This window comes from Staphylococcus sp. 11-B-312 (assembly GCF_016743055.1).
GTDB lineage: Bacteria > Bacillota > Bacilli > Staphylococcales > Staphylococcaceae > Staphylococcus > Staphylococcus ureilyticus.
Genome location: NZ_CP068241.1, coordinates 1,542,702 through 1,562,842, shown reverse-complemented (window position 1 = coordinate 1,562,842; position 20,141 = coordinate 1,542,702). Strand labels below are relative to the sequence as shown.

The following is a 20,141-nucleotide window of genomic DNA, read 5'->3' as shown; positions in this document are numbered from 1 at the left end:
ATCGAACGGATGTTCTATTAGGAGTGATAGAATGAAAATTATACATACAGCTGATTGGCATTTAGGTAGGATTTTGAATGGAAAATCTTTACTGGAAGACCAATCACATATATTAAACCAATTTATAGATAAAATGAACGACGAAAAACCAGACGTAATCGTAATAGCAGGTGATTTATACGATACAAGTTATCCGAACAAAGCAGCAATTCAGTTATTAGAAAATACAATTAATACGTTAAATTTAGAAATGAACATTCCTTTAGTGATTATAAGTGGAAATCACGACAGTAAAGAACGGTTAAATTATGGCTCAAAGTGGTTTGAAAAATCTCAACTTTATATTAGAACCTCATTAGAAGATATGTGTTATCCTATTTCGATTGGAAATATTGATTTTTATACATTACCATTTTCTACTGTGAATGAAACAAGTTATTTTTTTAATGATAAAACGATTGAAACGCATCAACAAGCCGTGAATAAATCAATAGAATTTATAACGCAGAATATAAATGAAAATAAAGTGAATATGCTGGTAGGACATCTCACAGTCCAAGGTGGTATTCGCAGCGAATCTGAAAGAGCATTGACAATTGGCACTGTTGAATCAGTTGCAGAAAATTCATTCCAACAATTTGATGCAGTATTGTTAGGGCATTTACATCATCCATTTAGTATAAATTCGGATGTTATTCATTATAGTGGTTCTTTATTACAATATTCTTTTTCAGAAGCTACACAACCTAAAGGTTATAGGGTAATTGAAGTGATAGATCATAAATTAAAAAATGAATTTAAACCATTAACACCTTTAAGACTATTAGAAGTCATTGAAGGGGACTACGAAGATGCTATCCAAGAAAAATTAGACATAAAAGATAAAAACAATTATTTACATTTTAAACTAAAACACATGTCACATGTTAGTGATCCTATGATGCATTTGAAACAAATTTATCCAAACACGTTGTCACTTACCAATAGTTCGTTTGAATTTAATACCTCGTTACATCATGAAAATATAGAAATACAAAAATTAGATGATAAAACAATCATTAATAAATTTTTTGAAAATATGACGGATGAAACATTAACGAGCGTTCAAAATAATAAAATTGGTAAAGTATTAAATCATTTACTTGAAGGAGATCAGACTAAATGAGACCTTTAACTTTAAAATTAACTAATTTCGGCCCTTTTTTAGATGAAACAATTGATTTTCAACAAGTAAACAATGATCAATTGTTTTTAATTAGCGGAAAAACGGGATCAGGGAAAACGATGATCTTTGATGCTATTGTGTTCGCTTTATTTGGTGAAGCATCGACAAAAGATAGAAACGAAGGGGATTTACGTAGTCACTTTGCAGATGCTAAATTACCAATGGTTGTTGAGTTCGAGTTTAAATTGAGAGATAGTATTTATAAAATTAATCGACAAGGTGCATTTGTAAAAGAAGGCAATAAAAATAAAACACTTGGACAACTTTCAATTTATCAACTTGAAGATACATATGAATTACGTGAAAGTAAAGTGAATGCTGGAAATCAATTTATTAGATCGTTACTTGGAGTTAATTCGGAACAGTTTAGACAATTATTTATCCTTCCTCAGGGTGAATTTAAACGTTTCTTATTATCTAAAAGTATAGAAAAACAAGAAATACTAAGAACATTGTTTAATAGTCAAAGATTTGAAGAAATACAAAAATTGTTAAATGATGATGTTAAAGAGGTAAGGGCGAATATTGAAAAGCGATATCATACACTTGAAACGGATTGGATGGATTTGGATACTTTTGATGATAGTGTGTTAAAAGAATATAAAGAAGTTAGTTCAAGACAAACTGATAAAATTAAAGCATTAATACCACAATTCAAAAGTATAGGCGATTCTATTCAAAATGATTTATTAGCAGCTGAAAAAAGAAGTATTGAAAAATTTGAGCAAGCTGAAAATTTATTAAATCGTAATTTAAAACTTCAAGATGCTATGACAAGTCTTGAACAAAATAAGCAAAAGCAAGAAGATTTGTTATCCAATGAAAATCATATAAAAAATCAAATAAAACTATTAAATGAGATCAATGAGGTAAGACCACTTTCTAATTTACTTGATTCAAAAGAGAAACTTTTAAAAAAGCACGAAGAGATAAAAAAAGATAAAACAGAAACAAAAGCAGTCATTTCAAATTTACAAAGACAATTAGAAGACTACGAGAAACAATTTGAAAAACATCAGAAACTATCTGAAACAATAGACAAATCGAAATCATTTATAGAAAATTCTAAAATATTTTACAATAAATTTGATAAGTATAAAGATATATATCAACAAAGAGAAAATTTAAATTACACATATGTCGAGTTAAAATCAACGTATGAGCAACAAAAACAACTACTTAATCAATATATTGAAAAATTAAATGACAGAGAACCAGATTATAAAAGAAATGAACAACTTAATGAAAAAATACATCAGTTGGATTATGAAATTAAGGTTAACAAACAAAATGAGTTGAATAAAAACGAATATCAAGACTTGCAAAAGCGACAAACTAACATAACAAACCAAACTGAACATATTAATTCTGAAATGCGTGCATTAGACGCTAAATATGAAGCAATCGATAAAACTAATATAGATTTAAATAATAAACAAGATATGATATCTAAGTTACAATCAGTGCTAGCTATAGGTGATACTTGCCCACTTTGTGGCAATGAAATTCATGAAATTGAACATCATATAGATTTTGATGAACTTACCAAAAGACATAGTCAGCTTGATCATATAGAACAACAACGTCTAAAATTAAAAGAGCAAAAAATTAAATATGATAGTGAATGGCATCACATTTCAGAACAGTTACATAGATTTAACTTAGATGATTTAGAAAAAACAAATTATACTGAGCTAGAATTAACTAAAGATAACTTATTAAAAGAAAAAAGATTGCTAGAAGAGGAAAATGAAGTAATTAGAAACCTTCAAGAGAAAATTTTTAATCTAAGGCAGAAAGCACATGAGTTAGAATTGGATTTAAAAACGCAACAATTCAAATTAGATGAAAATACATTGATGATAAATGATTTTGAAAATACAACACAATATACAGACGTGGATAAATTTATTACTGCTTATGACAATTCATTAGTGAAAGTCAATGATTATCAAAAGCAATATGAATGGTTAGTACAGCAACTTCAAGAATCTAAAAACGCATTGTCACTTGAAATGAATAACAAAACACATCTTGACAATACTGAAAAGAGTTTGCAAAAGGATATTAAAGAAGCGGACCATAAAATCAACAATGAAATGAATAGAATTGGCTTTACATCATTAAAAGATGTAGAACACACGATTAATGAAATTCCTAATAAAACGAAAATAGAAGCAGAAATCAACAAATTTAATCAAGAGAAACAACAATTTGAGATTATCATCAAACAGCTTGAAACAGAAATTAATGACCAAGAATTATGTGATATTAATCAATTAAAAAAAGATTATGAGCAGGAAAAAATACAACTAGATCATGCCAAAGCGATGTTAAGTAAACATAATTATAAACTTGAGTTTAACAACAAGAAAATTGATAATATTTATGCTATTATAAATCATTTAGAAAAAGAACTACAAGAACAACAAGAAGTTTTTCAATTAGCAGAAGTTTTATCTGGGAAAAATGAACAAAAATTAACTTTAGAAAATTTTGTTTTAATTTATTATTTAGAACGCATACTTGCGCATGCGAACCAACGCTTATCATTGATGACAGGTGAAAGGTATCAATTAGTTAGAAGGGAACAAACTTCAAAAGGGTATAGTGGCTTAGAAATAGATGTATTTGATTCGCACTCTAATAAGAAAAGACATATTACTTCGTTATCAGGAGGAGAAACCTTCCAGGCCTCCTTAGCGCTGGCTTTAGGTCTGAGTGAAGTAGTACAACAGGAATCTGGTGGCATTGCATTAGATTCGATGTTTATAGACGAAGGATTTGGTACTTTAGATCAGGAGACCCTAGAAACTGCTTTGGATACACTACTTAGTTTAAAATCTTCTGGAAGAATGGTTGGAATTATTTCTCATGTTAGTGAATTAAAGCAACGTATTCCACTTATTTTAGAAGTGCAGACAGAACAATACCAAAGTAAAACAAAGTTTATAAAACAATAAAAGCATAAAAACAGTGAATTGCTTTATGAACAGTAATTCACTGTTTTTAATCTTAAAGAAATAGGTATATAAGGGCATTGATGATACTTATTTAAATAATTTCATTTTAAAATAAACTTAAGGAAAGTTCATACATGGATGATATGTTGATTTAGGTTATAAGTTTAGTTTAATCATCTATTAATAATATGCAAAGGCCTTGTTTTTTATTGAGAATAGCTTAGACAAATAACGCTAAATTTAAAACTAGGGGTGAAGTATTTGTAACAAAGAGTCTTATTATAAAAAGGAAATAGCAACAAGTTAGCTCGTCTTATGAATTAAAGGTAGAATGTCCAAATCACAAAATAATCCCGTAAATGAATGTCGAAAATTCATTTACGGGCTTATAGTTTAAGGAATTTTATCCTAATTTCTTACAAAAATACGAGCGTACTAAATAATATTTCGTGTTAACGTTTATTGTTTGTCACGTAATAAATCACGAATTTCTGTTAATAGTACTGTGTTTTCTTCAATTTCTTCTTCTTCTTGTTTAATCAATGTATTTGCAATTTTAACAAATATAAATAGTGCGAATGCAATAATAATAAAGTCAATAATCGATTGTACAAACATACCATATTTGATACCCATGAAGGACCAACTTTTGGCAAAATCAACGGTACCGAAGATTAAACCGATTAATGGCATGATAATATATGAAACCAAAGCTGTTACAATTTTGTTGAAAGCTGCACCCATAACTACAGCTACTGCTAAATCTAAGACATTCCCTTTCAATGCAAAATCTTTAAATTCTTGTAGCATATTATTAACCTCTCTTAATTAAATATATTTAATATAAATGTTATTATACAATATTTATTAAATTATGAAAATACTTTTTAAAAGTGAATTTGATATTAACATAGATGTTTGTTATTCTTATGAATGGTTAAACTAAAAAATAGAAATAAATTTATTTTTGCAAATTTCTATTTAGATTTAAAAATTTAATATGAATATGAAAGGGAGTAATTAATTGTGAATTCTTCTGAAAATCAACCAAACGGTAAGAAGATATCCCCAGTATTTATTTATAGTGCGATTATTGTTGGTATCGTTGTTTTAATCGGGGCAATTGTTCCAGAACAATTTGACAATGTTACTAACACAATTAAGCTATGGATTACAGATAAATTGGGTTGGTATTACTTAATTCTTACAACGTTTATTGTTTTCTTCTGTATTTTCCTAATTTTTAGTCCTATTGGAAAATTAAAGCTCGGTAAACCAAATGATAAACCAGAGTTTAATACGATATCTTGGTTTGCGATGCTATTCAGTGCTGGTATGGGGATAGGACTTGTGTTCTACGGTGCTGCTGAACCTATGGCAGATTTTGCTGCACCGCCAAATGCGGAACCTAAAACTACTGCAGCATATACTGAAGCATTACGTTCTACGTTTTTCCATTGGGGATTCCATGCGTGGTCTATTTATGGTGTGGTTGCATTAGCACTTGCTTACGCTCAGTTTAGAAAAGGAGAACCAGGACTTATCTCAAGAACGTTACGCCCTATCTTAGGCAATAAAGTAGAAGGTCCAATTGGAACGATCATTGACGTGTTAGCAGTATTTGCAACAGTTGTCGGTGTTGCTGTTTCGTTAGGTATGGGTGCACTACAAATCAATGGTGGTTTGAATTACCTATTTGGTGTACCAAATACTATTTGGGTACAAGCAATCATTATTGTGATCGTTACGATTCTATTTATTATGAGTGCATGGTCAGGTTTAAGTAGAGGTATCCAATACTTAAGTAATTTAAATATTAGCTTGGGTGCGGTCTTAATGATTGCAGTTTTAATTATTGGACCAACTGTGTTGATATTAAATATGATGACAAGTTCAACAGGTAGTTTATTAAATTCATTCCTATTTAATACTTTTGATACAGCAGCTCAAAACCCACAAAAACGTGAATGGATGTCTAGCTGGACACTTTACTATTGGGGCTGGTGGTTAAGTTGGAGTCCATTCGTAGGTATCTTTATAGCACGTGTTTCTAAAGGTCGTTCAGTACGTGAATTTATTGCTGGTGTACTTTTAGTACCTGCTTTAGTAAGTTTTGTATGGTTCAGCGTATTTGGTGTATTAGGTATTGAAACTGGTAAGAAAAATCCAGAACTATTTAATATGACTGCTGAAACACAACTATTTGGTGTGTTTAATGAAATACCATTTGGAATTATATTGTCGTTGATAGCACTAGTACTCATTGCATCATTCTTTATTACATCTGCCGACTCTGCAACATTTGTATTAGGTATGCAAACGACATTTGGTTCATTAGAACCTTCAAATGTTGTTAAAGTGACTTGGGGTATTGCTCAGTCATTAATTGCTTTCGTATTACTATTTGCAGGTGGAGGAAATGGTGCAGATGCGTTGAATGCAATTCAAAGTGCTGCGATAATTAGTGCGTTACCATTCTCCTTTGTAGTTATAATGATGATGATTTCTTTCTACAAGGATGCAAATAAGGAACGTAAATTCTTAGGCTTAACTTTAACGCCTAACAAACACAGATTACAAGATTATGTACAATATCAACAAGAAGATTTTGAAGATGATATAATTAATAGAAGAGCGCCGTTAAGAGACGCTGAAAAATCTGAAAAATAGTCTTAAAAACTGAGGGCCAACATAGGCTCTCAGTTTTTTGTATATATACTAATTGCTCTAAATTAATGATAATGATTCTCAATTAATAATAATAACTTATTACACGATACACTTGCGATAAGTTTTGCTTATACATGCTGATTGTAAATTCAAATCTAAATTATAGAGGTTTATAATGTTAGGTAGTTGTTTTAAGTTACATATAATTATACAATTTAATTAACGGCATATATTTACTAAAATTTTCAAGGGGGATTTATATGGCTTCTAATTTAAAAGAGCAAGCGAAAAAGTCATTCGAGCTAAATGGGAAATCATACACATACTATGATTTAAAAACTTTAGAAGAACAAGGTTTAACAAAGATATCCAAATTACCATATTCGATTAGAGTTTTACTAGAATCTGAATTGAGACAAGAAGATGGATTTGTTATTTCTGAAGAGCACATCAAAGCATTGTCAGAATTCAATAAAGGTACAGAAGGTGAAGTACCTTTCAAACCATCTCGTGTTATTTTACAAGATTTCACTGGTGTACCTGCAGTTGTTGACCTAGCGTCATTACGTAAAGCTATGAATGATGTTGGGGGAGACTTAAACAAAATCAACCCTGAAGTGCCAGTAGATTTAGTTATCGATCACTCAGTTCAAGTAGATAGCTATGCGAATCCAGACGCACTAGAAAGAAATATGAAATTAGAATTTGAAAGAAACTATGAACGTTATCAATTCTTAAATTGGGCTACTAAAGCATTTGATAACTATAGTGCAGTTCCACCAGCAACTGGTATTGTACACCAAGTTAACTTAGAGTACTTAGCAAACGTTGTTCACGCACGTGAAGTAGACGGAGAAACAGTTGCTTTTCCAGATACTTTAGTAGGTACTGACTCACATACAACTATGATTAATGGTCTAGGTGTATTAGGTTGGGGTGTAGGTGGTATTGAAGCCGAAGCTGGTATGCTTGGTCAACCTTCATACTTCCCAATTCCTGAAGTGATTGGTGTTAGATTATCCAATGCGTTACCTCAAGGTGCTACTGCAACAGATTTAGCATTACGTGTAACACAAGAATTACGTAAAAAAGGCGTTGTTGGTAAATTTGTTGAGTTCTTTGGTCCAGGTGTAGAACATCTACCATTAGCAGATAGAGCTACAATTGCAAATATGGCACCTGAATATGGTGCAACTTGTGGCTTCTTCCCTGTAGATGAAGAATCTTTAAAATATTTACGTTTAACTGGTCGTTCAGACGAACAAATTGAATTAGTTAAAACATATTTAGAAGAAAACAATATGTTCTTTACTGCTGATAAAGATGAACCAGATTATACAGACGTTGTTGAATTAGACTTAGCTACAGTTGAAGCTTCACTTTCAGGTCCGAAACGTCCACAAGATTTAATCTTCTTAAGTGATATGAAAGAAGAATTTGAAAAATCTGTTACTGCACCAGCTGGTAACCAAGGTCATGGTTTTGATGAGAGTGAATTTGATAAAACAGCAACAATTGAATTTAAAGATGGTTCTAAAACACAAATGACTACAGGTGACCTTGCTATTGCAGCAATTACATCTTGTACAAATACGTCAAATCCATATGTTATGTTAGGTGCAGGTTTGGTAGCTAAGAATGCAGTAGAAAAAGGCTTGAAAGTACCTGAATATGTTAAAACATCATTAGCGCCAGGTTCTAAAGTTGTTACTGGTTATTTAAGAGATTCTGGTCTGCAAGAATATTTAGATGACTTAGGATTTAATTTAGTAGGTTATGGTTGTACGACATGTATCGGTAACTCAGGACCATTATTAGAAGAAATCGAAAAAGCGATTGCTGAAGAAGATTTACTTGTGACTTCTGTTTTATCAGGTAACCGTAACTTTGAAGGACGTATTCATCCATTAGTAAAAGCGAACTATTTAGCATCACCTCAATTAGTAGTTGCATACGCACTTGCTGGTACAGTCGATATTGATTTACAAAATGAACCTTTAGGTAAAGGTAAAAATGGAGAAGATATCTACTTGAAAGATATTTGGCCAACAATTAAAGAAGTCGCAGATACTGTAGACAGTGTTGTTACTCCTGAATTGTTTAAAGAAGAATATGAAACTGTTTATAATAATAATGAAATGTGGAATGAAATCGATGTAACAGACCAACCGTTATATGATTTCGATCCAGAGTCAACTTATATTCAAAATCCATCATTCTTCCAAAACTTATCTAAAGAACCTGATGATATTAAATCATTAAATAATTTACGTATTATGGGTAAATTTGGAGATTCAGTTACGACTGACCATATTTCTCCAGCAGGTGCTATCGGTAAAGATACACCAGCAGGTAAATATTTATTAGATCATGACGTACCTATTCGTCAATTTAACTCTTATGGTTCTCGCCGTGGTAACCATGAGGTAATGGTTCGTGGTACTTTTGCTAATATTCGTATTAAAAACCAATTAGCACCAGGTACAGAAGGTGGTTTCACAACTTATTGGCCTACTGGTGAACAAATGCCTATATATGATGCAGCGATGAAATATAAAGAAGATGGCACTGGTTTAGTAGTATTAGCTGGTAATGATTACGGAATGGGCTCTTCTCGTGACTGGGCAGCTAAAGGTACAAATTTACTAGGTGTTAAAACTGTAATCGCTCAGAGTTATGAACGTATTCACCGTTCTAACTTAGTTATGATGGGTGTGTTACCTTTACAGTTTAAAGATGGCGAATCTGCTGATAGTTTAGGCTTAGATGGTACAGAAACGATTTCAGTAGATATCGATGAAAGTGTAAAACCACATGATTTAGTAAAAGTAACTGCTGAAAAAGAGAATGGAGAAGTTATTGACTTCGAAGCAGTTGCACGTTTCGACTCACATGTAGAAATTGATTACTATCGTAATGGCGGTATTTTACAATTAGTATTAAGAAATAAATTAGCAAATTAACTGTTCATTATGAATATAGTTAAGGCTGAGACAATATTTTGTGTCTCAGCCTTTATTTTAATTTGCGAACGTTGAATAGATTTTTTAAACGTTAGCGTTTTATTTTTAGCTCGGTGAGTCTATAATCAACGAATTTTAAAATGTGATTTCTGCCTTGCATTCTTTTTTATGTTAATATTTATATATAAGTACTACGAACAATTGAAAAGAGGACGTTTATAATGATTTATAGTATTACAGAAATTCCTTCACGTTATGCAGAAACAGATCAAATGGGTGTGATTTATCACGGTAATTACCCAACATGGTTTGAGGTTGCACGTACAGATTATATATCAAAATTAGGTTTTAGCTATAAAGCTATGGAAGAATCTGGTATTATTTCACCGGTTACAGATTTAGATATTAAGTATATAAAAACAATACAGTATCCTGAAACTGTGAAAATTAAGACATGGGTTGAAAAATATACGCGTTTAAGATCAATTTATCGTTATGAAGTATATAACGAAGTAGGTGATTTAGCGACTACTGGTTCAACTGTTTTGACTTGTATTAGAAAGGATAACTTTAAGCCTATTAGATTGGATAGATATTTTCCTGAATGGCATGCAATGTATGCCGATGTAGATAAAAGAAATCAAGCAGGAGAAACATTTGAAGTGAAAAATGGCATACTTTAATATAGTTGTAGTTAAATGTATAAATGCATAATTAAGTGTATGCGTATGTATTTATATACAATGATTGATTTGCAATGTGTTTTTGAAATGTACACAAGATTATCAAAATGATAAATAAAAAGAGCCTGGAATGGAACCAGGCTCTTTTTAAGTATATATTTATATATGAATGATCAATTGTGTTATGTGAATTGAGTTCTATTATTATTTAGCAGAATATGAAATTTCATCGACACTATCATTGACGTCTATGAATAAATCATGGTCTTCAAAATACCATAAGTCTTTTTCTGCAATTACTACATCTAAGCCGTCAAAATGATTTTCGTAACCAATTTCTACATCATCTTTTTGATCAACACTGAATGCAGGGCTAAATCCTTGTTTTAATTGGAATTCTCCACCATAGCGAACGAAAAATTGTAAGACTTTGTTATCTTCAGGTAAATCAAGTTCATCTTTAAACCAAGATACAGCGTTATCTGAAAGTTTTATATCCATAATAAAAGTCCCCTCTCATTTCACAAGTTTAAAACTTGTGACCATTGGTTACTAATTTTTAAATTAGTACTATATCTATTACCCAAATTTGAGTAACAATAAAAGTAGTATAACATAATTAAGTATTATTTTCTTTAAATTCAAATTGTTCAATATGTTTTAGGTTGAGGGAAGGAATTTTTAATAATGTTGTGAATTAGTGTGACATAATTAAGAGTATTATAATATTCTGAAGTGTATATTGTTATTTTAGTGAATAAAAAAATAGTGAAACAGAAGTCTGTGTTAAAGATTTCTGTTTCACTATGTTGGAAAGCTGGCTAATAAACAAGTTTTTGTGTTGTCGTTTTCTATTAGCCAAATATTCATATCTACTTTTCAATAGTTGAGACATAAGAATATCTCAGACTGAGCAATGTTTGCTATTTTTTATTGATTGCTAGTGACTTTTGTAATAGTTACATCCATTTAATTTTTGGCTCTTCGCCTTTAAAAATCCTCACGATATTTGTTCGATGTCTAAATATTAATAAGACGCCTACACCGAAACTCACGACTAATAAGATATAATCACGAATTAACAGCGCACCGATAACACAACAGATTGATGCTATGATACTCGAAAGTGATACATACTTTGTTAAATAAAGTATGCCAAAGAAAATCGCTGCTAAAATGAGTAATAGTAGAGGATTGATTCCAAGTATCACACCTGCACTTGTGGCAACTGCTTTTCCACCTTTAAATCCAAGGTAAATTGGATACACATGACCTAGAATTGCAAATGCGCCTACGATGAGTCCATTTGTGAAAAATGTACTAATAGCACCATCTGCATGTACTGGTAACCAAAGTGGTAAGAATACAACAATAAATCCTTTAAATATATCTAAAAATGTAACTAGGAATCCTGCAGGTTTACCTAACACTCTAAAACTATTTGTTGCTCCTGTATTCCCACTACCAAATTGTCTAATATCTTTTTTGAAAAATAATTTACCTATTACATAGCCACTTGGGAAAGCACCAATGAGATAACTTAAAATTAACATGATTATTATCATCACCATACATAATCCACATCCTTTAATGACATTAAAATTATTTTACCACATATGACCACGGTTAGACGAACAAAAATTTATAACTGTAGTAAAACACGGTTCAAATATAATTTGATACTTGCAATTTATCAAGATTTATATAAGAATAACTAATGTATAGTTTTAAAAACGAACGTACGTTTGTAGGAGGGCGAAACGATTGGCAATGAACAAACAAAATAATTATTCGGATGATTCCATTCAGGTTTTGGAAGGGCTAGAAGCCGTTAGAAAAAGACCTGGTATGTATATTGGTTCTACCGATAAAAGAGGATTACATCATTTAGTGTATGAAGTTGTCGATAATTCCGTCGATGAAGTATTAAACGGCTTTGGTAATGAAATAGCAGTTACAATAAATAAAGATGAAAGTATTACTATAGAAGATGATGGACGTGGGATGCCGACTGGTATTCATACATCGGGCAAACCAACTGTTCAAGTAATATTTACAGTACTTCATGCAGGCGGTAAATTTGGACAAGGTGGATATAAAACTTCAGGAGGTTTACATGGTGTAGGTGCATCAGTCGTAAACGCATTAAGTGAATGGTTAGAAGTAGAAATTTACAGAGATGGCGCTATTTATAAACAACGATTCAGTCAAGGTGGTATACCAGCTACAGGCCTAGAAAAACTAGGGAAAACTAAAAAAACAGGTACTAAAGTTACCTTTAAACCAGATGCTGAAATTTTCAAATCAGCAACCTCTTTTAACTATGACGTGCTAAGCGAACGTTTACAAGAATCAGCATTTTTGCTTAAAAATCTTAGAATTACGCTTAAGGATTTAAGATCTGGTAAAGAAAGAGAAGATGTATTCCATTATGAAGATGGCATTAAAGAATTTGTAAGTTATGTAAATGAAGGTAAAGAAGTGTTACATGATGTAGCAAATTTTGTTGGAACTGCTAATGGAATAGAAGTAGAGGTCGCATTTCAATATAATGATCAATATTCGGAGAGTATCTTAAGTTTTGTCAATAATGTACGTACTAAAGATGGCGGTACGCATGAAGTTGGCTTTAAAACAGCCATGACGAGAGTATTTAATGACTATGCTAGACGTATTAATGAATTGAAAGAAAAAGATAAGAATCTAGATGGTAATGATATACGTGAAGGTTTGACAGCGATTATTTCTATTCGTATTCCAGAAGAATTATTACAATTTGAAGGACAAACTAAGTCTAAGTTAGGCACGCCTGAAGCGAGAAGTGCAGTAGATTCTGTTGTATCTGAAAAATTACCTTATTATTTAGAAGAAAAAGGACAATTGTCAAAAGCACTCGTTAAAAAAGCATTAAAAGCCCAGCAAGCAAGAGAGGCAGCACGTAAAGCAAGAGAAGATGCACGATCTGGTAAGAAAAATAAACGAAAAGATACGTTGTTATCAGGAAAATTAACACCTGCACAAAGTAAGAATACAGAGAAAAAAGAACTGTATTTAGTTGAGGGTGATTCAGCTGGCGGTTCTGCAAAATTGGGACGTGACCGCAAATATCAAGCGATTTTACCATTAAGAGGTAAAGTTATAAACACTGAAAAAGCACGTTTAGAAGATATTTTTAAAAATGAAGAGATTAACACGATTATCCACACAATAGGTGCAGGTGTAGGTAATGAATTTAAATTAGAAGATAGCAATTATAACCGCGTCATTATAATGACAGATGCTGATACTGATGGTGCGCACATTCAAGTGCTTTTACTAACATTTTTCTTTAAATATATGAAACCTTTAGTAGAAGCAGGAAGAGTATTTATAGCCTTACCGCCATTATACAAACTGGAAAAAGGTAAAGGTGCTTCTAAGAAAATAGAATATGCATGGACAGATGAAGAATTAGAAAAATTACAAAAAAAATTAGGTAAAGGATTTAGTTTACAGCGCTATAAAGGTTTAGGTGAAATGAACGCTGATCAATTATGGGAAACAACGATGAACCCAGATACAAGAACGTTGATTCGAGTACAAGTTGATGATGAGTTACGTTCATCGAAACGCGTAACAACTTTAATGGGAGACAAAGTAGCTCCTAGACGTGAGTGGATTGAAAACCACGTTGAATTTGGTCTTCAAGAAGATCAAAGTATTCTGGATAACAATGAAATTCAAATACTAGAACAGGATTATTCTGATGAGGAGGAAATGAATTGAGTGAAATAATTCAAGATTTGTCGCTGGAAGATGTTATTGGCGACCGATTTGGTAGATATAGTAAATACATCATTCAAGAGCGTGCATTACCAGATGTTCGTGATGGGCTTAAACCTGTTCAAAGACGTATTTTATACGCTATGTATGCTAGTGGTAATACATTTGATAAAAATTTCCGTAAAAGTGCAAAAACAGTCGGTGATGTCATCGGACAATATCATCCGCATGGTGATTCATCTGTATATGATGCGATGGTTCGATTAAGTCAGGACTGGAAATTGCGACATGTTTTGATAGAAATGCAAGGTAATAATGGTAGTATCGATAACGATCCAGCAGCAGCTATGCGTTATACAGAAGCGAAATTAAGCAGAATTTCAGAAGAGCTATTAAGAGATATTAATAAAGAAACAGTGCCATTTATGCCTAACTACGATGATACGACAATGGAACCTATGGTTTTACCAGCTAGACTGCCACATTTGTTAATTAATGGAAGTACAGGCATATCTTCAGGTTATGCTACGGATATACCACCGCATAATCTCGCTGAAGTTATTCAAGCAACATTGAAGTATATAGATAACCCAAATATCACAGTAAGCCAGTTGATGAAGTATATCAAAGGTCCCGATTTTCCTACTGGTGGTATTATTCAAGGAATAGACGGTATTAAGAAAGCGTATGAAACCGGAAAAGGTAAAATTGTTGTGCGCTCTAAAGTTGATGTTGAAGAATTAAGAAATGGTAGAAAAGAACTCATCGTTACTGAATTACCTTATGAAGTTAATAAAAGTGCACTTGTTAAAAAGATGGATGAACTGCGAGCAGATAAAAAAGTAGATGGTATTGTAGAAGTACGTGATGAAACTGACCGTACAGGGTTACGTATTGCCATCGAATTAAAGAAAGATGTTAATAGCGAAGCGGTTGCTAATTATTTATATAAAAATACAGACTTACAAGTGGCATATAATTTTAATATGGTAGCAATAAGTGATGGTCGACCGCTTCTTATGGGTATTCGTCAATTTATAGACAGTTATCTCAATCATCAAATTGATGTAGTTACAAAGCGTACACGTTTTGAATTGGATAATGCAGAGAGTAGAATGCATATTGTAGAAGGTCTCATGAAGGCTTTGTCAATTTTAGATGAAGTTATTAAGCTCATTAGAAATTCAAAAAATAAAAAAGATGCTAAAGATAATTTAGTTTCTGAGTTTGATTTTACAGAAGCACAAGCTGAGGCGATAGTTACGTTGCAGTTATATCGTCTGACAAATACAGATATTGTACAACTACAAGAAGAACATGATGAATTAAAAGCTAAAATTGCACATTTAAAAAATATATTAGATAATCATGATGCTTTGTTAAATGTTATCAAGGAAGAATTGAGCGAAATTAAAAATAAATATAAACAACAACGTTTATCTTCTATAGAAGCTGAAATCAGTGAAATTAAGATTGATAAAGAAGTTATGGTGCCAAGTGAAAATGTGATTATGAGTATTACGAAACATGGTTACATTAAACGAACATCGTTACGTAGCTTTAATGCAAGTGGTGTAGAGGAGCTAGGTGTGAAAGATGGCGATGCAATGCTCAAATACCAAGAAGTCAATACATTAGACACAGCATTAGTATTTACGAATAAAGGCAGACATCTTTATATTCCAGTTCATAAACTTTCAGAGATTAAGTGGAAAGATTTAGGACAGCATGTATCACAGATTGTACCCATTGATGAAGGCGAGCATGTTATCGATGTTTACTGTGAAAATGATTTTAGACCAGACGCATTTTATATTTTAGCTACGCGCAATGGCATGATTAAGAAAAGCAATGTCTCTATGTTTAAAACATCAAGATATAACAAACCACTTGTTTCTATGAAACTAAAAGATAATGATGAAGTGATAAATGTAATGAGATTAGATGAACCTCAAGCGATTACCGTGCTAACACACAAAGGTATGTCATTAACATACAGTAGTGAAGAGTTATCAGATACAGGACTTAGAGCCGCTGGTGTTAAATCGATTAATCTTAAAAGTGAAGACTTTGTTGTCTTAACCCAAATCGTTAATGAAAAAAATACGATCTTGATGGCAACACAACGAGGTTCATTAAAACGCATAGGATTCAATATTTTACAAAATGCCAAACGTGCACAACGTGGTATTACTTTATTAAAAGAGCTTAAAAAATCACCACATCGCATCGTAGCTGCTAATGTTGTGCAGCCAGATCATACGACTTATACAATATATTCAAAACAACATGAAGAAAGTGGCAATATTAAAGATATTCATCTATCAGAACAATATACTAATGGCAGCTTTGTAGTAGATGTTAAAGAGTTTGGCGACGTTGTTAGTATGATTGTTAAATAACTTTAATTTTAAAATTTTGTTAGTAAATACAACAATATAATGATAAAATACCTATAAGGTGTAACAAAAATGAAGCAAGAGATTTATAGCAATGTGAAAAAGTTTAGTGCAAGGCGTAATGTTTTATACTGAACTGATTCATTCATTTTCATGTCTACATAAGCAGTTGAATATTGTTTATAAACATGAATGCGACTATAAATCTCTTGATTTTACTATGAAAATTAAATTGTATAGATGAGAGGGATTAAATTGAGCAATTTTGATAGTTTGATTCCGGATTGGTTCAAAGCATTTGTTCAAGTCGGGAATGATTTAATCTGGTCACAATACTTAATTGGACTATTAATCACAGCAGGTATATTTTTTACTATTGGATCTAAGTTCGTACAATTAAGATGGATACCGGAAATGTTTCGAGCAATTGGAGAAAAACCTGAAACGTTAGAAAATGGGAAAAAAGGTATTTCACCATTCCAAGCATTCGCGATTAGTGCAGGTTCTCGTGTTGGCACAGGTAATATAGCCGGTGTTGCGACAGCAATTGTATTAGGCGGTCCTGGTGCAGTATTCTGGATGTGGATTATTGCTTTTATCGGAGCAGCCAGTGCATTTATTGAAGCAACGCTTGCGCAAGTGTACAAGGTACCTGATGAAGAAGGTGGTTATCGTGGAGGACCAGCTTATTACATAACTAAGGGACTCAATCAAAAATGGTTAGGCATTGTGTTTGCGGTGCTAATCACAGTGACATTTGCATTTGTTTTTAATACAGTACAATCAAACACAATAGCTGAATCATTAAAAACGCAATATAATGTAAGTCCTATTATAACGGGTGTAATCTTAGCTATTATTACTGCTATTATTATATTTGGTGGGGTAAGAAGTATTGCAACATTATCTTCGATTATTGTACCTGTGATGGCAATTATATATATAGGATTAGTTGCTGTAATATTAATATTTAACTATGATCAAATCATACCGATGATTGCAACTATAATTAAAAATGCATTTGGATTTGAACAAGCAACGGGAGGCGCGATTGGAGCAGCCGTTCTGCAAGGTATAAAACGTGGCTTGTTCTCAAACGAAGCTGGTATGGGTTCTGCGCCAAATGCTGCTGCTACTGCTGCAGCGCCACATCCAGTTAAACAAGGTTTAATCCAATCATTGGGCGTATTTTTTGATACGATGCTAGTATGTACAGCAACGGCGATCATGATTTTATTATATACAGGATTAGAATTTGGAGAGAATGCAGCACAAGGCGTTGCAGTTACACAATCAGCTTTAAATGAACACTTAGGTAGTGCAGGAGGTATTTTCTTAACGATTGCTATCACTTTATTTGCATTTTCTTCGGTTATTGGTAATTACTACTATGGTCAATCGAACATGGAATTTTTATGGGAAAATAAAACAGTATTATTTATTTTCAGATGTTTAGTTGTTGTACTTGTCTTCGTCGGTGCTGTTGTGAAAACTGAAACGGTATGGAGTACAGCAGATGTGTTTATGGGTCTAATGGCCATCGTTAACTTAGTTGCTATTATTGGTTTATCTAACATTGCTTTTGCAGTTATGAATGATTACCAACGTCAACGTAAAGCTGGCAAAAAACCTGTATTTAAACCTGAAGAGTTAGAAATTAACTTGTTTGGTATTGAGAGTTGGGGAATGAAGAAGAAATAATTGTATTTAAACATTAATGCAAAGATTTGAATTTTCTTCAACATCATTATCATAGTTTCTTTAATAATAATTCATATATAAGCAGTAATATAAAATGGATGATAAACATTTGATTTTATATTACTGCTTTTTAATATACATTTTTATATTTTAGTATAATATACTTATATCGTATTAATACATATTGTTCGTTGCTATTATTATGGATGTTTAGTTAATTTTTAATAAAACATGGCAAAATATATGTTTGGTAAATGGTCATTGTGTTATGATTAACATTAGTTATTTTAAATATTGAACGTTATGTATTGTATTACAAAGGTGCATTATTTTTTGCTATGCGCTAAATAAACAATATATTTTGAAAAATAAGGTTTGGTGATGTTATGTCAAATGAAGATAATTTAAAACAAGAAACGACATCTAAGGAAAATAGATTAAAACTAAGTTTCCCTGAAACACGCTTTATGAAATTTTTAGGTGGCAAAGATTTAGTTTTTGCTTTGCTTATATTAATATTTATTGGCTGTGCTATTTTTATATTTGATCAAGTTTCTTATATTTTTAAACCATTTATAATTGTTTTTAATACAATTGTAGCACCGATTATTGTATCGATTATATTATATTATTTATTTAACCCATTAGTTAATTTGATGGAACGGTATAATATTTCAAGACTTTGGGGTGTAATCATATTATTCTTAGTCATTATTGGTGTTATTGCGCTAGCAATTAATTTATTAATACCTGTAATTGGTGCTCAGTTTAAAAGTTTTGGAAATAACTTCCCGTACTATGTAGATAAGGTTAATAAATTTATAGATAGTGTAACGAAATACTCTTTAATTTCTAATTTTTATGGTCAAATTCAAGATCAATTAGATTCATTGGCTAAAAAATTACCTTCAATGGTGTCTGATTACTTTAATGGTTTTGGTTCTAAAGTTAAAAATTTTGCTGAAGCATTAGTGAATGTTGGTGTGGTAATTGCTACAACACCATTTGTTTTATTCTTTATGTTAAAAGATGGGCACCGCTTCAAAGAGTTTTCAACAAACTTAATGCCCCCTAAATTTAGAAAAGACTTTCATGATTTGTTAGATAAAATGAGTCTACAAGTTGGTTCTTATATCCAAGGACAAATTATTGTATCATTTTGTATTGGTATATTATTATTTATCGGATATAGTATCATCGGTTTAGACTACAGTTTAATTTTAGCTTCAATAGCTGCAGTTACTAGTGTTGTTCCATATATTGGTCCAACGATTGCGATATCACCAGCAATTATTATTGCTTTAATTACTTCACCAATTATGTTGTTGAAGTTAGTGATAGTTTGGACGGCTGTTCAATTTATTGAAGGGCATTTTATTTCTCCAAATATCATGGGTAAAACATTGAAAATTCACCCACTTACAATTATATTCATCTTATTAAGTGCAGGTAATTTATTAGGTGTTGTCGGTGTCATTTTAGGTATTCCTGCTTATGCAATATTGAAAGTACTAGTTTCACATTTATATACAATGTACAAACGTCGTTATAACAAATATTATGGTGATGATGCAGGAGAATATGAAATTACTTCTGATGAAGAAATTCGTAAAAGTTAAATTATAAATAATGTACGACAGAGGCTGGGACAAATCAAATGTCTCAGCCTCTTATCATAACCGAAGTGGAATGACATGTTGTTAAGTGAATTGATATATTAAGATACTTTTTATTGTTGTGCATATAAAATGAAAGTATGTCTATATTTTTTGTAA

General features: G+C 31.7%; 12 protein-coding genes. 9 read left to right on the top strand and 3 right to left on the bottom strand.

Annotation, left to right across the window (positions count from 1 at the left end; translation table 11 throughout):
• Nucleotides 1-31: 31 nt before the first annotated feature.
• On the top strand, nucleotides 32-1,165 hold the full coding sequence (sbcD, locus tag JG554_RS07475) for an exonuclease subunit SbcD (RefSeq protein ID WP_203265221.1): 1,134 nt from the start codon (nucleotides 32-34) through the stop codon (nucleotides 1,163-1,165).
• A complete protein-coding gene (sbcC, locus tag JG554_RS07470; protein ID WP_203265220.1) occupies nucleotides 1,162-4,188 on the top strand; it encodes an exonuclease subunit SbcC in 3,027 nt (1,008 codons plus the stop codon). Before sbcD ends, sbcC begins: the two co-directional genes overlap by 4 nt.
• A 459-nt stretch (nucleotides 4,189-4,647) precedes the next feature.
• On the opposite strand, the gene mscL is transcribed toward sbcC, so the two are convergent.
• On the bottom strand, nucleotides 4,648-4,998 hold the full coding sequence (gene mscL / locus JG554_RS07465; protein ID WP_046208558.1) for a large conductance mechanosensitive channel protein MscL: 351 nt from the start codon (nucleotides 4,996-4,998) through the stop codon (nucleotides 4,648-4,650).
• Nucleotides 4,999-5,214: 216 nt separating this feature from the next.
• On the opposite strand from mscL, the gene JG554_RS07460 reads away from it, so the two are divergent.
• The 3 genes from JG554_RS07460 to menI all read left to right on the top strand — a co-directional run bounded on the left by JG554_RS07460 (nucleotide 5,215) and on the right by menI (nucleotide 10,504).
• Nucleotides 5,215-6,858: a BCCT family transporter gene (locus tag JG554_RS07460; RefSeq protein WP_371090931.1), complete on the top strand. Its 1,644-nt coding sequence runs from the start codon at nucleotides 5,215-5,217 to the stop codon at nucleotides 6,856-6,858.
• Between the two features lie 260 nt (nucleotides 6,859-7,118).
• Nucleotides 7,119-9,821 (top strand): aconitate hydratase AcnA, encoded by a 2,703-nt coding sequence (gene acnA, locus JG554_RS07455; RefSeq protein WP_046208556.1) that lies wholly within the window; start codon nucleotides 7,119-7,121, stop codon nucleotides 9,819-9,821.
• 221 nt (nucleotides 9,822-10,042) lie between these two features.
• Nucleotides 10,043-10,504 (top strand): 1,4-dihydroxy-2-naphthoyl-CoA hydrolase MenI, encoded by a 462-nt coding sequence (menI, locus tag JG554_RS07450; protein WP_046208555.1) that lies wholly within the window; start codon nucleotides 10,043-10,045, stop codon nucleotides 10,502-10,504.
• A 204-nt stretch (nucleotides 10,505-10,708) separates the two neighbouring features.
• Here the strand turns inward: menI and JG554_RS07445 are convergent, their stop codons facing one another.
• Nucleotides 10,709-11,005, bottom strand: coding sequence for a HesB/YadR/YfhF family protein (locus JG554_RS07445; protein ID WP_046208554.1), 297 nt, complete (start codon nucleotides 11,003-11,005; stop codon nucleotides 10,709-10,711).
• A gap of 458 nt (nucleotides 11,006-11,463) precedes the next feature.
• Nucleotides 11,464-12,072 carry a glycerol-3-phosphate 1-O-acyltransferase PlsY gene (gene plsY, locus JG554_RS07440; RefSeq protein ID WP_046208729.1) on the bottom strand — a complete coding sequence of 203 codons (609 nt, stop codon included), beginning with the start codon at nucleotides 12,070-12,072 and terminating at the stop codon, nucleotides 11,464-11,466.
• Nucleotides 12,073-12,274: 202 nt separating this feature from the next.
• On the opposite strand from plsY, the gene parE reads away from it, so the two are divergent.
• From parE to JG554_RS07420, 4 genes are all read left to right on the top strand, one after another.
• Nucleotides 12,275-14,269 (top strand): DNA topoisomerase IV subunit B, encoded by a 1,995-nt coding sequence (parE, locus tag JG554_RS07435; protein WP_164987281.1) that lies wholly within the window; start codon nucleotides 12,275-12,277, stop codon nucleotides 14,267-14,269.
• On the top strand, nucleotides 14,266-16,668 hold the full coding sequence (gene parC / locus JG554_RS07430; RefSeq protein WP_107360186.1) for a DNA topoisomerase IV subunit A: 2,403 nt from the start codon (nucleotides 14,266-14,268) through the stop codon (nucleotides 16,666-16,668). The genes parE and parC overlap by 4 nt, the downstream gene beginning before the upstream one ends.
• Before the next feature lie 252 nt (nucleotides 16,669-16,920).
• On the top strand, nucleotides 16,921-18,366 hold the full coding sequence (locus JG554_RS07425) for a glutamine transporter AlsT (protein ID WP_046208551.1): 1,446 nt from the start codon (nucleotides 16,921-16,923) through the stop codon (nucleotides 18,364-18,366).
• 386 nt (nucleotides 18,367-18,752) lie between these two features.
• Complete coding sequence (locus JG554_RS07420; protein ID WP_070658483.1) at nucleotides 18,753-19,985, top strand: AI-2E family transporter; 1,233 nt, start codon at nucleotides 18,753-18,755, stop codon at nucleotides 19,983-19,985.
• Nucleotides 19,986-20,141 lie beyond the last annotated feature (156 nt).

What these genes read in the sequence shown, in the direction of transcription:
- sbcD (WP_203265221.1), top strand. Translation starts at nt 32, where the DNA reads ATGAAAATTATACATACAGCTGATTGGCATTTAGGTAGGATTTTGAAT.
- sbcC (WP_203265220.1), top strand. Translation starts at nt 1,162, where the DNA reads ATGAGACCTTTAACTTTAAAATTAACTAATTTCGGCCCTTTTTTAGAT.
- mscL (WP_046208558.1), bottom strand. Translation starts at nt 4,998, where the DNA reads ATGCTACAAGAATTTAAAGATTTTGCATTGAAAGGGAATGTCTTAGAT.
- acnA (WP_046208556.1), top strand. Translation starts at nt 7,119, where the DNA reads ATGGCTTCTAATTTAAAAGAGCAAGCGAAAAAGTCATTCGAGCTAAAT.
- menI (WP_046208555.1), top strand. Translation starts at nt 10,043, where the DNA reads ATGATTTATAGTATTACAGAAATTCCTTCACGTTATGCAGAAACAGAT.
- JG554_RS07445 (WP_046208554.1), bottom strand. Translation starts at nt 11,005, where the DNA reads ATGGATATAAAACTTTCAGATAACGCTGTATCTTGGTTTAAAGATGAA.
- parE (WP_164987281.1), top strand. Translation starts at nt 12,275, where the DNA reads ATGAACAAACAAAATAATTATTCGGATGATTCCATTCAGGTTTTGGAA.
- JG554_RS07420 (WP_070658483.1), top strand. Translation starts at nt 18,753, where the DNA reads ATGTCAAATGAAGATAATTTAAAACAAGAAACGACATCTAAGGAAAAT.